This window comes from Bacillus sp. FSL K6-0255 (assembly GCF_045040725.1).
Taxonomy (GTDB): Bacteria; Bacillota; Bacilli; order Bacillales; family Bacillaceae; genus Bacillus; species Bacillus subtilis.
On record NZ_CP150278.1, the window covers coordinates 1954542 to 1968767 of the forward strand.

Below are 14226 nucleotides of genomic sequence, written 5' to 3' on the forward strand. Positions count from 1 at the left end.
CCTTTTCAAAAGTTAAAGATCTTTCACGAGATCTTCGATGCTAGATAATGCAGACAACGTTAATTCCTTATTGCTGAAATCGCTCAATGTTTTTTCGCGTGCTTTTTTCTGCGAACAATGCTCAATCGTCTCGATAAGATGCCTGTGAAAACGATCCATAAAGCACTCAATTGAGTGTTTGCTGAACGCCTGGGTGTATACCGCTTTTACTTGAAGCCGTCCGTCCGTAATGAGAGCATTGATGTCTAGCTCATACTCTCGTTCTCTCTCACCCGCTATTTCGTAACGGGGCTGGTAATATGATAATTGAAACGTATCAGCTTCTTTCTCTTCGCTAAATTGACCGAGATAATTAAAGCTGACCTCAGGCTCTTTATGCCGCAGTTCTCCTATGTGTGTTAACAATCCGTATCCAGTTCCTTTGTTCGGCACTCTTCTCAGCATATCTTTTGTCGTCTTAATTCGGTATGCGAGCTGATCCTCGAAAGGCTCGGGAATAACCATGTCTAGCAAAATAGGATAAATGGAGGTAAACCATCCAACGGTCCTTGAAATATCAATGTTTGGCACATGCCCTTCTCTGCCGTGTCCCTCAGTGCTGATCACGATTTGGTCATGCCCAGTCCATTCAGAAAGCGCCATTCCTAAAGCCATAAGCAAAAGTTCGTTGGCATCAGTACCATAGGCTTGCTGGGTTTCAAACAGCAATTTTTCAGTCCAGTCCCCGGATAGTACAAACGCTGCTGCGTCGCTGTTCATTTGGAGTCTGTCCGGCACATTTTCTATGTCCTTAGGAAGAAAAGCAGTGTGAGCGTCTAAAATCGTTTGCCAATACGTTTTCTCTGAAAGCAATTGTTTACTTTCAGCTATTTGGGTAAGACCATCGGCGTAGGATAAATAAGAATCCGTTTTTGGCGGTAATTGGATTTCTTTCTTTTCTAAAGCCTGTTGATATGCTGCAGCTAAATCTTCAAGCAGAATTCTCCAAGAAACGCCATCTATCACAAGATGATGAAGTGCAATCAGCAAATGATCCCCTTCTGCCGTTTTAAACAAACCTGCTTGCAGCAAAGGCCCTTTTTCTACATTCATTTTGCTTTGAATGACGGTTTCCTCAGCGGCAAGTTTTTCATCAAGATGAGCCCTTTCCAGCGATGCTTTTGTCCAATCTGAAATATAAAGGCCAAACAGTTCATGATCCTTGTGATTGATTCCGCGATTAAACTGAATGACATGGCCGTTTTGGTCACGTTGGAAAATCATGCGAATGGCATCATGATGCTCGGTTATTTTACGCAGCGCTAGATGAAGCGCGTTAGCATTGAATCCTTTTTCACTGAAAAGCATGACGGACTGGTTGTAATGATAGTGAAAAGCATGTACCTGTCCGAAAAATCTTCGCTGAATCGGGGTGAGTTCAGCTTCACCTTCCGCAGGTCCCTGGTCCGCTTGAGATGCCAATGGTGTGATATGTCCGCATAGTTCCTGAATCGTTGAATAACGGAATAAGTCGCGTATTGTCATGCTCCAGCCTTCAGCTGCCAGACGTGCTGCCACTTGTAATGCTTTAATTGAGTCTCCGCCAAGCTCAAAAAAGGAATCGTGAATGCCGACTCGTGACATGCTCAGTACATCTTCCCATATATACGCCATCGTTTTTTGTATGTCGTTAACTGGTGCGGTATATGGACGCGATAACACATTATTTGGAGCCGGCAAGGCATTTCTGTCCAGCTTTCCGTTTAGGGTCAGCGGCATGTTTTCTAAAGGAATCAGATGTGCAGGAATCATATACGCTGGCAGCTCCTTTGTTAAAGCAGCACGGAGAGCATTCGTATTGATGTCTGAAGGCACAATATATGCTGCCAAACCAGCCTGTCCATTTTTATCATGCTGAACGGCAACAGCAGCTTCTCTGACAAGCCCCGTTTGAAGCAGAACACTTTCAATTTCTTCTGTTTCAATTCTGTATCCATTTATCTTTACTTGATAATCCATTCGGCCAAGAAGCCTGATCGTTCCGTTTGGAAGCCAGCATGCTCGATCACCGGTTCTGTACAGCCTTTCTCCAGAGACAAATGGATTTTCTGTAAATTTCATTTGCGTTAAGTCAGGTTTATGATGATAGCCTTTCGCAACACCTGCCCCGCCGATGCACAGCTCGCCGGCAACACCGATCGGCTGAATTTGATCAGTCTGGCTGAGTACGTACATGTGTACATTCGGCAGCGGGCTGCCGATTGGTACGTTATCTCCCGTACACTCTCCACCCATACTGGTTTCATAGAAACTCGAATCAATGGTTGCCTCTGTGACACCATAGCTATTAATGATGCGCATGCTTTGGCCAAAGCGATCTGTCAATGTTTTGAAATCTTGAGCTTTCACCATGTCGGAACCAAGGATCAGCATGTCTAAGTCAGGAAGCTTGAACTGGTTACGGTATACATACTCCATCACCGGGATAATGAGAGCCGGTGTCGACTCCATCACCGTGATTCTCTGAGAGTTCATGATTTTATATATTTCAGCAGGTTCCAGCCGTGTTTCATCTGGGCAAACGATTAGAGTCCCGCCGTTGGTCAATGTTCTCGCCAAATCTCCTGAGAAGACATCGAATGAAAAGCTCGCGATTTGAAGCAGTCTGACAGGCTTCCGATCCAGTTCATAAATTTGACGCCAAGCAAGAGCAGCATGAGTAAAGTTCTGATAGGTGACAATAACACCTTTAGGCGCACCCGTCGTTCCTGACGTATAAATGATATATACCGGCTCTTCAGGAGCAGGAGATAAGTTAAGGTTGCAGTTACTTTCTTCATAAGTGCTTTCATCGTCAAGGCAGATATGAGACATCTCAGATTCAGGCAAGTTTGAAATCAAATGCTTCAATTCCTGCTGTGAAAGTAGAATATCTGCCCCGCTATCACGAAGAATATATTCAATACGGGCTTTTGGATAATGTGAATCGATTGGGATATACACTCCGCCAGCTTTCATCACTGCCAGCACTCCAACAATTGCATCAATGGACCGCTTGGCTAAAACAGCCACAGTTGGCTTCGGTCCTTTTCTGTTTTGCAATGTTCGTGCCAGACGATTGGCTCTTTCATTTAGAAGCCGATAGCTAATCTCTGTTTCGTTATCAATAACAGCTATATGTTCTGGAATTTCTTCAGCTTTCGCTTCAAATATGCGATGAAAAGGAACATCTTTTTGAGCAAATTCAACTTGAGTTTTGTTAAATTCAAAGACTATTTTTTGTTTTTCTTTATCACTAAGTATGTTTATTTGTGCAAGGCTTGTTTCAGGAGTTGAAAGTGCCTCATGCAGAAATTCGATAAAATGATCAGCCCAGCGTTCAATCGTAGCTTTCAGGAATACTTCTGTACTAAATTCCATTTCGCAGCAAATAGATCCACTTATTTCCGTAGCTATTAATGTGATATCAAATAAGGAAATGTGATGTGCGAAATTGGCAGGCCGGACTTTTATTTCTCTCAGATCTATGTCTTGTTTTTCCACATTTTGAAGGATAAACATCGCATCAAACACTGGGTTCCGGCTCATATCTCGTGTCAATTCAAGCTTATCGACAAGCTCTTCGAACGGGTAATCCTGGTGCTCAAAGGCTTCCAATGCTGTCTCACGCACTTCCTGCAAATACTGTACGAATGGCTTCCCGCCCTCCGGGCGCGTCCGAAGCGCCAGCGTGTTCACAAACATGCCGAGTATCGGCTCAAGATCCTTGTGCGGCCGGCCGGCAATTGGCGAGCCGACGATGATATCTTCCTGTCCGCTTAAGCGTGACAAGAACGCGGTGTAAGCCGCAAGAAGCACCATGTACAGTGTGCTTCCGTTTTCACGTGCCAGCTTGTGAAGGCCTGATGCAACCTCTTGATCCAGCGTAAATGAGACCTTGTCACCCGCGAAGCTTCGCACCGGCGGGCGGGCATGATCAGCCGGAAGATCCAGCACAGGCAGCTCGCCCTCGAGCTGCTTCAGCCAGTACGCCTCTTGCGTTTTGTACGCGTCTCCTGTTTTGAATCCTTCTCGCCATACGGCATAATCTTTATATTGAATGCGCAGTGCCGGAAGATTCCGATTATTGTACAGCTCGCCGAATTCCCGAATCAGAATGTTGACGGAAACACCGTCTGAAATGATGTGATGCATATCAACCAGCAACAGGTGCCGCTCATCTGATATCTTTACGATTTGGGCACGGAACAGCGGCGCTTGGCTGAGATCAAACGGTTTGATAAATGCGGCTGCGGCCTCCTGTTCGGTTCGTTCGCCGAGAACTGTAGTCTGTAACGTAAACGGCACCTCGTCATGGATGCGCTGCACCGGATCGCCTCCTGCGTCCTGTTCGAAGGAGGTCCGAAGCGACTCGTGGCGCTTGATCAGCTCTTTGAAAGCTCTCTCCATCCTTTCAGGGTTGAGCTTCCCTTCGAGCTCTAACACAGCCGGCATATTGTAGCCTGTCCCTCCGTCCTCCAGCTGCTGAAGGACATAAATCCGCTTTTGGGCAGAGGAAACCGGATAGGTTTCCTGTTTTTCAGCGGGCTTAATCGCTTCATATGGACTGTCCGTTCCTTCACGGATAACGGTAGCCAGTCCTTCTACTGTCGGATGGGCAAACACATCTTTTAGCGGCACCTGTACATCGAATTCTTTGGCGATCCGTGAGACAAGCGCCGTTGCTTTTAAGGAATGTCCCCCGCGGTCAAAAAAGTTGTCGTGAATCCCGACAGGGCCATTTTTCAGCACGTCCTCCCACAGCTGAGAAAGCTTCATCTCAGTCACGTTTCTCGGCGCCGTGTAGGTCTCCGCATCTGCCGCTCCGCCAGGAGCTGGCAGGGCGTTTCGGTCGAGCTTTCCGCTTGGCGTAACCGGCCACTGTTCCATCTCTATCATATAGGCTGGGACCATGTAGCCCGGCAACAGTCTCTCAAGCTGTGCACGCACTTCGTTTCTTTGGAGCCCTTCTACATAAGCGCATAATTCCGGCTCCCCGCTGTCTGTCCGTACGGTAACAGCCGCCTCTCTTACGCCTTCTATGCTTCTTAGTGCCGCTTCAATTTCTCCCGGCTCAATCCGGTAGCCGCGGATTTTTACCTGATCATCCGTGCGCCCGAGGAATTCAACATTCCCGTCAGGGAGCCAGCGCGCCACATCCCCGGTTTTGTACATGCGTTCCCCCGGGTAAAACGGGTCTTCAAGAAAACGCTCCTCCGTTAATGCCGGCCGATTCAAATAACCTCTGGCAACACCCGCTCCGGCAATGTACAGTTCGCCGGCGACACCGGAAGGCTGTACGGCTAAATGCGGATCTAAAACATACAAACGCGCACCAGGTACGGGCTTCCCAATCGGAATCCGCAAACGATCCCTGTCCCGTTCTGGATCCAATACGTAAAATGCCGCGTCTACCGTTGCTTCTGTCGGCCCGTAACCATGGATTAATGATACCTGCGGCAATACAGAAGCAAAACGGGCTGCCGTACGCGGCGCAAGCGGTTCACCTCCGGCGAATACACGCTTCAGGCTTGTCCTGTCACTCAGCCTTTCGATTTCCGCTTGATCGAGAAAGCTGTTCAGCATAGCCGGAATAAAATGAGCCGTTGTCACGTTTTCCTGATGAATGGCTTTTACGATCAATGCCGGATCTTTCTCCCAGCCGGGCGGAAGCAGATACGCCGAAGCACCGGAAAGCGACCACCAAAACAGCTGCCACACAGACGCATCAAAGGAAAAAGAGGTTTTCACCATGACAATGTCATCTTCCGAAAGCGGAAACTGGTGCTGCATGCCGGTCAGAAAGGAAACAGCCTGACGGTGCTCAACGGCCACTCCTTTCGGCTGCCCGGTAGAGCCCGATGTATAGATGACATAGGCGAGAGATCCGCCGTCAGCAGGAGTAAACTCATGGTTTTCTGCTTTTTCGCTCGCAAGAGATGTCATGTCCACTTCAAGCGTTTCGCCAGAAAAGTTTGGTGCGGAGCATCCCGGCTGTGTCAGCAAGAGCGATGCCCCGCTGTCTTTCAGCATGTAGCTCAGCCGCTCCTTTGGATACGCAGGATCAAGCGGCAAATACGCCCCGCCGGCCTTCAATACAGCAAGGACAGCGATCAGCATGTCAGGTGAGCGTTCAGACAGGACACCGACGATACTTTCGTTTGTGACGCCGCGTGCCGCAAGGTGCGCAGCCAGCCGGCTGGCGTACATATCAAGCTCAGCGTATGTCAGCGAACCGCCTGAAAAGCGAATGGCCAGCCGCTCCGGTGTGAAAGCTGCCTGTCGCTCAAACAGCCCATGCAGGGTGAAAGCTTTAGGCGAAACAGCTTCCGTCTTGTTAAACTCATACAACAATTTTTGCTTTTCTCTTGTATTCGTCATATCTAATTCTCTTATAAAGCTGTGCGGATGTTGAAGGGCGTTTTCCAGTATGGTAAGCAGATGAGATTGTATTCGTTTAATATCCTCAAGAGAAAACAAGGTATTTTGATAGTCGAAATTTAATTGAATGGTTCCATTGTCTATCCGTTCTTGTATTTGAACTGAAAGTTCGTTCGCGGTGTATCCGCTGAAATAAAGCGCTGTTTCATAGTCAAAATCATCTGCATTGTGCCACTGAAGTGGCTGATACTGCATAGATATACCGATAAGGTTGTGTAAATCCTTCTGTTCATTTCTTAATTCATTTACAAGCAAATTATAAGGAAACCGTTGATGACGCATAACAGAAAGCTGTTCCCTGCCTATTGTGCGGACAAAGGAAAGAAAATCTGTGTCAGGATCAACCGTTATTCTGATTGGAAGGGAACTAACGAACATGCCGAGCATTTCTTTTTCAGCCTTTGAACCTCTGTTGCCATAGTAGGTGCCAATGGCAAGATCTTTTTTAGAAGTGATTCGGCTGATGCATATGTAAAATGAAGCCATAAATAAGGAAATGATATTGATCTTGTGTTCTTCGCAGAAGATTCGAATCGTTTGCTCTAGATCAGGTGAAAGAATGATGGTGTCTCTGGATGCAGATGTGCTCTGTTTTTGTAAGGACGTCTGGTCGGCTAACGAGTGGTATTCCAACGGGTGCTCAAAGGTTTGCGTCCAAAATAAACGGTCCTTTGCAAACCGTGGAGATTGTAGATATTGACTCTCTTTTTCGATGTAGCTCAAGTAAGAAGGTTCCGGCTGATCAGGTAAAGGATCTTTCTTTTTCATTTTTTGATAAAGATCTATAATTTGATTTCCCATCACATTTAAAGAGATTCCATCCATTATGATATGATGGAATTTCGCAAATAGCCAAACTTCATGAGAGTCAATTCTAAGGAGGTAAAATTGATAAAGAGGCGAGTTGAACAGTTTAAATGGAATGCTCGCTTGATCCTGAATCCATTGCTCTATTTCTATCATTTCAACATTTGAAAAATCAATTATTCTAAGTGGATAATATTTATATTCAGTAAGGTGCAATCGCGGCTCAAGCTCTTCTCCTTCTAACAGCTGAAATCTAATGGCGTCGTTGCGGGAGATGGAATGATTCAGCGCTCCCTCCAGAGTATCAAGCTTAATATTGCCTTTGAATTTCACACAGGCTGTGAGATTGCAAATGCTGGTATCTGGCTCCAGCAGTTCGGTAAACCACACTCTCCTTTGGGCATGGGTTAAAGAATAAGTATGTTCGCTCAACGGATTCCCTCCAGTTCTCATAATAAGAGGATAAGAAAAAGCAGAAAAATGTCAATAAAAGAAATTATATGACTATATAATCCATATATGCACTATATTAACGGATATTTTTTAAAGTACAATAAAAAACATTAAATTTTTATAACATTTTTTTGAATATAGTATTATTTCTTTATTTTTCGTTTCTTTTTTTATCAAATTTCCGGATATAAAGTGATAAAAGTATTGTTTTACATAAGGTCTTATACACTACTTTTTAATCGAACTAATTTTCTTTTGTGCATCATTCTTCTAATTGTTGGAAGGTTCGACAAAGCGTTATTACAGACATAAAAAAACCTGTTTTCTCTTGGAAAACAGGTCTGCCGCTATTATTGATTTGCCAAAATGACAGCGATTTGATCCTCAATATCTTTTCCATCCTCTTCATCAATCAATCCATTTAGAAGAATAGAGAAAACAAGTTTTTTTCCGCTCTTTGTTTCTGCGTACCCCGATAGAGAGCTTACCGTACTGAGCGATCCGGTTTTTGCTCTTACTTTTCCTTGTGCAGGAGTGTCTTTCATGCGGTTTCTCAGCGTTCCGCCCACCATTCTGTCAGGATTGCCCGCAACAGGTAAAGAATTTAGATAAGCCGCGAACCAACTCTGATCCTGAATGTCATATAACAGCTGTGAAAGTTGATCTGAGGATACAGCATCAATATGTGAGATTCCTGATCCGTCCCTTAAGACGAGTGATTTAGAATCAACACCAAATTCCGGAAGCGTACTGTTTAACACTTCGAGCCCCTTTTCCCAGCTCCCTTCTCCTTTTTTCACTTTCCCCATCTCTTTTACGAACACTTCGGCATGTCCGTTATTACTTAATTTCATGAACGGCACAAAAAGTTTCGATAAAGGCATTGAGCGATGAGAGAGCAGCACATCTGAAGAACTAGGTGCTTCACCCGTCTTGATGTCCCCTTTCACCGTAATACCTTGTTTTTTTAGTGACTGCTTAAATAAATCTAAGGCATATCCGGCAGGCTCCCAGACAGAAATCCATTCCTTTGTCTTGTTTGCGTCAACCGGTACGCTCCCTTCAATTGTAATCGTGTTTGTTCCATGCTCTCTTTCGATTGTGAGGTCTTTCTCTGAACCGGCAGCAGTCGTTTCAGCATCGTTCTTTATCGTTATATAATCGGTTTTCGGAGAGACAGACACGGCAGGCTCTTCCCCTTCTTTTTGATTTGGGGTGACCTCAACAATCACAGTGCCTGCATCATAGTCTTCATTCGGAGACGCTGTTAGAGCGGAGATTGGCGCGCCATAATATGTGTATTCATCGCTCCAAGGCATATCAGGTGATAATCGCATGTCATCATGCCACGTATCATCACCGATCAGATTGCCTTTAATTACTTTTACGCCGGAATGTTTCAATTTCTCAGCCATTTTGTCAAAATCAGATGGTAAAAGTGTCGGATCGCCTTTCCCTTTCAAATAAAGGTTACCATTCAGCTTTTTCCCTTTCAGTGTTCCATCCGTCCGGACCTCGGTTGTAAAAGAATAGTTCTCGCCAAGGACAGAAAGTGCCGCGGCCGCTGTCAAAAGCTTTAGAGAAGAGGCAGGCCTCATTCGGGTTTCTCCTGAATGTTCATATAGAACAGCACCTGTTTCCGCAGAGCGAACGGTGATGCCGGCCATTGCGCCTTCGAGGGCAGGATGATCAGCTAAAATCTTATCGATCTGCCCGGAAAGTGCATCTTGTTTTTCAGCGGCAAGCGCAGCCTGATGCATATAAGGCACCGAAGCAACGACGAAAAGCAGTAAAACAGCAACATAAAGCTTTATGCTTTTTTTCATTAATTTCCCCGCCTCTCTGCGCTTCATCATTGGCTATTGATGATTCAGTTCAATGGTGATACTGCTTTTAGCTGTCGTTTCTTCTCCCGGCTCCAGCACTTGTAAACCAGTGAGTGACGAAGGTAAATCAAGATTCACAGCGTTTGTCACCCATGTGTAAGGCTCAGGGCATAAATACCCTTGTTTTCCGTCCGCATTGTATACAACCCAATGTTTAAACTGTTCATCTGCCTTATAAATAATGCTGATATGTGCATGCTGATGATAAATGACTGCCTGGTTTTCTCCGCCCCTCTTCTGATAAGAAGATAAAAAGACATCATCCAGCTGCTTGTGGCGCAAATCCATTCCTTCATGCAAAGCTTCTTTATTCGGTACATCCATCAGTTTCCCGGTCGGCAGCAGGCGTTCATCCAACTCCCATTGCTGATCTGCTGTCAGGGAGAATAACGAGCTTTCTGCCGGAAACACAAATGTAGTATGATAACCAATTCCCCAAGGAAACGCTTCCTTTCCTTTGTTCATGACCGTCGCATGTTTAAATAGGGTATTCCCCTTGATCGTGTATGTCATCCGAACGACGGCATGATGAGGAAATTGATTCTGCACATGGGGAAGCTCAGAAAGATCAATTTCTGTTTCAACAATCACTCCTTCATCAGTTTTCTTCGTGGTCACGACATTCCACTTTTCATGGTAAAGAAACCCATGAAGATGGTTGTGTTTATCCTTCTCGTTGATATCAAAATGATACGTTCTGCCCCGGAAACTGAATGTACCGTCACTTATGCGGTTAGGCGGGAACAGGATTGGAATGCCATACAATGTTGGTGTGTCGTGAAAACTTTCTACTGTTTCCGGTTCACGCAAAAGCTGGACATTTGTTGTTTTGTCCACGAGAGAAATGACGTTGCTCCCCCACTCAGGGACAACAATCATTTCTAGATGTTCGTTGCCCGCTTTGATGGCCGGCGTTCCCAAATACGTGATTTTCTCAATAAAGTTTGCCATGTTTACTCAACCTCTCCTTGATTCATTGCTAGTATAAGAATTCAATGTACTGTGCCATATTTCCTCCATTTTATATTTTCCCCTATCAAATAAAAAAACACCGTTCAAACTTATGAACGGTGTGATTCGGAGGCTATTGGATGAGACGTGTGATTTGTTTCTTTTTCCAGACGAATTGATAATACCCATAAATCAACAGCAAGCTGACGGCAAACGCAGCTGGATAACCAACCCAGACGCCGAGTATTTCAAGCTTTGTATAGTGAGAAAGGACGAAAGCGACAGGCACCTCTACTCCCCAGATTGCAAAAATACTGATGACGGTCGGCCATAAAACCGTTCCGCTTGCCCGCATCGTTGCAGAAATAATTTGGGCATTTCCAAACAGCAAATAGCTCCACAATGTAATCATCAAAAGACGGTGCGCAATGTAAAGCGTCTCTTGCTCGGTTAAAAATAACGATAAAATCTGATGTGAAAAAACATAGATCAGAATGATCAGTACGCCGCCAATGATATAATTCAGCCAAATCCCAACGCGAATGACCTGCTTTAAGCGGTCAGACTCGTTTGCTCCGATCGATTGCGCAGCGAAAATAGAAACCGCAATACCAAGGCTGACGGCCGGCATCTGTACATAGCTGGCCACCTGGTTGACCACTCCGTATGCAGCTGTTGCATTAGAGCCGTAATGATTGACGAATGAAATAACCGCTATCTCTGATAATGAGACAAGAATCATATTGATGCTTGCTGGGACCCCAAGACGCAGCAGGAGAACCAGCAGTTCCTTATCCATTTTCAAATAACGACGCACTGTTTTATCAAATTGCAGCGGGTGTTTTCGCTTTCGTAAATACACTATTAACACGAGAAAAGTCGCAATCGTGGAAATGACAGTTGCATATGCCGAGCCGTATATGCCCAGTTTCGGAAAACCAAACATGCCAAGGATTAAAACAGGCAAAAGCGCGATGTTGATGACCGTGCTCACAATCAGCGTATAAAACGGTGTCTTGGAATCTCCTGTTCCGCGCAAAAAGGTAGTATATGCAAAATATAAAAACATAAATGGCATAGCATAAAATAAAATACGTGCATAGTTAGCGCTGACATGAATGACATTTTCAGGTGTTCCCATTAAACGAAGGATATCCAGGGTGAAAATACTGCCGATGACGGCTAACACAACGCCTAATAAAAATGTAAAGGTGAGCGTCGTCCCGACAACAGCCTTTAGCCGTTCCTCATTTTTCGCTCCGTAAGCTTGTCCGATCAGAATCGAACTTCCTGAACCGATCCCAATTGTAAATGAGATTAAAAGAAAAAATAACGGGAAAAAGGATGATACAGCTGCCACTGCATCAACACCTAGCCATCTGCCTACAGCCATCATCCCGACTAGCTGGCCGACTGATTGCAGCACATTGCTCAGCAGAAGCGGCACTAAAAAGAGTGACATCGACCGCCAAACTGATGGTTTGCTTTTCTTTTGAGTTACAAGAGGTTCTTGTGATGTTTCCATATTAAAGGACTCCTTTATTTGAAATCGTTTTTAAACATGCCCTCATTTTTTGACAAAAACAGGATATGTAACATGTTATTATTCATCACTGCACTTATGAAACCCTTCCCGATTCTTCTAATTTTACACATCTTTTTAGCTTATGAAGAATAAACTAGCAAGTAATGGCGTATTTTTTGTGAGTAAAAGAATAAAAAATAATTTATGCAAAAGTATTGTAATCTATCAGTAATTATTGTAACATTTGTAACATAAGAGAAAGAGATTTTGAAGGAGAGAGCGATAATGAAAAAATGTCTTCTATTTCTAACAACCATTGCACTTATTCTGTCATTAAGCACAAATGCATTTGCGAAAAATACATCAGGCGATTTATCACAAAAACAAGCATTACAGTTGGCATTATCCGCTAGAGAACATTTTTGGAACACCATGAGCGGCCACAATCCGAAGGTGAAAAAAGCAGTTTGCCCATCAGGCACATTCGAGTATCAAAATCTTCAATATGTATACATGTGCAGTGATCTAGGCACTAAAGCAAAAGCGGTGAATTATTTAACTCCTATTTTTACAAAAACAGCAATCGAAAAAGGCTTTAAAGATTATCATTTCACTGTTTCAAAAGGAAAACTTGCTGTTCCAATCGGTGACGGAGACAATCTTTTGAATTGGAAAAAATCAACTGCTAAACTGATCTCTAAAAAAGGCAGCACAATCACATACGAATTTACCGTCCCTGCATTAGACGGATCCCCTTCTGCAAAACGGAAAGTGACATTTGTGAAAGAAAATAAAAAATGGAAAGTCAATCAATTTGACGCAGTTATATAAGAAAAACGCCCGGGATAAGCGGGCGTTTTTTAATTTGGTTTGCATAAAGAAAGACAACAGGCGAAAAGTGCCTGTTGTCTTTTTGTGTATAACGCTCTAGGAGAGATTCGAACTCCCGACCTGCAGTTTAGGAAACTGCTGCACTATCCGCTGTGCTACTAGAGCTTTTGGTATTTATATAGTAGCTCTGATGATCAATATTTTCAAGCGATTTGTATTAAAGCCCTCCAAAAACCTTATACGCGGCTCTTGTTGTATCTTCATCAATACCAATATACCGCATTGTAATTGATGGTGATGAATGATTCAGTATTCTCTGCAGCTCGGCGATGTCTTTCGTTCGCTGATAAAAATGATAGCCAAACGTTTTCCGGAGTGTATGCGTCCCTATCTCCTCAAGTCCGCACGCCGCAGCGGCCTCTCTTAAAATTCTGTAGGCCTGAATGCGGGAAATCGGCTTCCTGGTCCGCACTGATTTAAAAAGATATTCGTTTTCCTTCATGTCTTTCGTATACTCGTATATTTCCTGTTTCAGCGATTCTAAAATAAGAATCTTTCTTTTCTTTTTCGTTTTGCTTTCAGTCGCCCATAAATGATCTTTATTTTGAACGTCCTTCACTTGCAGCGGCAGAATATCAGAAATGCGGAGCGCGCTGTTGATGCCGAAAATAAACAGAAAATAATCCCGCTTGTTTTTGTTAAGCAAATACTGTTTGACTTCTTGGATTTTTTCTAGACTGCGAATCGGCTGTACAATATGCATCAAAAAACTCCTTAAAAACCGTTATGTAACGTTTTGAGGTCTATGTTACTATTATAGCTGAAAAACGTTGAATGTCAAAGTGCGGCGGCATTTATGTAACATAATATACATAGTGTTACATAAGCTTTTAAAAAAGCTTCTTCCAACCTTCACCCTATAAAATAAGCTTTAAAGCCTCTTATAAAGCTTTTAACCTCTTGGATACTTATCCCCCTACTAATCATCAAAAAACCTCTTAAAACGAAATCTGACACTCCCGATTTTCTGGAGCTTCCGCAAAAATATACAAAAAAAGACACAATTTCAAATTGTGTCCTAATCCTCATCCTTTACATCAATATCTTCCGGGATCGGTTCATTTAATATTTCATGCACCAGTGCTTTGTAATTCTCCAGCTGTTCGAGATGCGTTTTGAACTGTTCCTTATAAATCAAAAATTGCTCCCCGTCATGAACGGCTCTGATTTTCCCTTCGAGCACCAAGCTTTTAATATAATCCTCTGAAAGATTTGTATATTCTGCTGTTTCTTCAATCGTTAAATACATATAGC

The 14226-nt window shown here is 43.8% G+C and carries 7 protein-coding genes and 1 tRNA gene; 1 reads left to right on the top strand and 7 read right to left on the bottom strand.

Going from position 1 to position 14226, the window contains the following annotated elements:
* Window positions 1–12: 12 nt before the first annotated feature.
* The 4 genes from ppsA to MHB62_RS09785 form a co-directional block, all read right to left on the bottom strand.
* Window positions 13–7698 (bottom strand): plipastatin non-ribosomal peptide synthetase PpsA, encoded by a 7686-nt coding sequence (gene ppsA / locus MHB62_RS09770; protein WP_160214989.1) that lies wholly within the window; start codon window positions 7696–7698, stop codon window positions 13–15.
* A 371-nt stretch (window positions 7699–8069) separates the two neighbouring features.
* On the bottom strand, window positions 8070–9545 hold the full coding sequence (dacB, locus tag MHB62_RS09775; protein ID WP_032721961.1) for a D-alanyl-D-alanine carboxypeptidase/D-alanyl-D-alanine-endopeptidase: 1476 nt from the start codon (window positions 9543–9545) through the stop codon (window positions 8070–8072).
* Window positions 9546–9578: 33 nt separating this feature from the next.
* Window positions 9579–10556, bottom strand: a complete 978-nt coding sequence (gene galM / locus MHB62_RS09780; protein WP_029727240.1) for an aldose 1-epimerase — start codon at window positions 10554–10556, stop codon at window positions 9579–9581.
* 133 nt (window positions 10557–10689) lie between these two features.
* On the bottom strand, window positions 10690–12081 hold the full coding sequence (locus tag MHB62_RS09785; protein WP_029727239.1) for an MATE family efflux transporter: 1392 nt from the start codon (window positions 12079–12081) through the stop codon (window positions 10690–10692).
* A 285-nt stretch (window positions 12082–12366) separates the two neighbouring features.
* Here MHB62_RS09785 and iseA point away from each other — a divergent pair, with 285 nt between their 5' ends.
* The gene (gene iseA, locus MHB62_RS09790) at window positions 12367–12912 is read left to right on the top strand and encodes a DL-endopeptidase inhibitor IseA (protein ID WP_029727238.1); all 546 of its coding nucleotides are present in this window, start codon (window positions 12367–12369) and stop codon (window positions 12910–12912) included.
* A 92-nt stretch (window positions 12913–13004) separates the two neighbouring features.
* On the opposite strand, the gene MHB62_RS09795 is transcribed toward iseA, so the two are convergent.
* The 3 genes from MHB62_RS09795 to MHB62_RS09805 all read right to left on the bottom strand — a co-directional run bounded on the left by MHB62_RS09795 (window position 13005) and on the right by MHB62_RS09805 (window position 14221).
* Window positions 13005–13077 (bottom strand) — tRNA-Arg (locus tag MHB62_RS09795).
* Window positions 13078–13129: 52 nt separating this feature from the next.
* The gene (locus MHB62_RS09800; RefSeq protein ID WP_003231473.1) at window positions 13130–13675 is read right to left on the bottom strand and encodes a site-specific integrase; all 546 of its coding nucleotides are present in this window, start codon (window positions 13673–13675) and stop codon (window positions 13130–13132) included.
* Between the two features lie 315 nt (window positions 13676–13990).
* Entirely contained in the window at window positions 13991–14221 is a 231-nt protein-coding gene (locus MHB62_RS09805) for an excisionase family DNA-binding protein (RefSeq protein WP_032721965.1), read from the bottom strand.
* Window positions 14222–14226: the final 5 nt, after the last annotated feature.

Coding starts and splice junctions, on each gene's coding strand:
- dacB (WP_032721961.1), bottom strand. CDS start 9,545: ATGAAAAAAAGCATAAAGCTTTATGTTGCTGTTTTACTGCTTTTCGTC.
- MHB62_RS09800 (WP_003231473.1), bottom strand. CDS start 13,675: ATGCATATTGTACAGCCGATTCGCAGTCTAGAAAAAATCCAAGAAGTC.
- MHB62_RS09785 (WP_029727239.1), bottom strand. CDS start 12,081: ATGGAAACATCACAAGAACCTCTTGTAACTCAAAAGAAAAGCAAACCA.
- galM (WP_029727240.1), bottom strand. CDS start 10,556: ATGGCAAACTTTATTGAGAAAATCACGTATTTGGGAACGCCGGCCATC.
- MHB62_RS09805 (WP_032721965.1), bottom strand. CDS start 14,221: ATGTATTTAACGATTGAAGAAACAGCAGAATATACAAATCTTTCAGAG.
- iseA (WP_029727238.1), top strand. CDS start 12,367: ATGAAAAAATGTCTTCTATTTCTAACAACCATTGCACTTATTCTGTCA.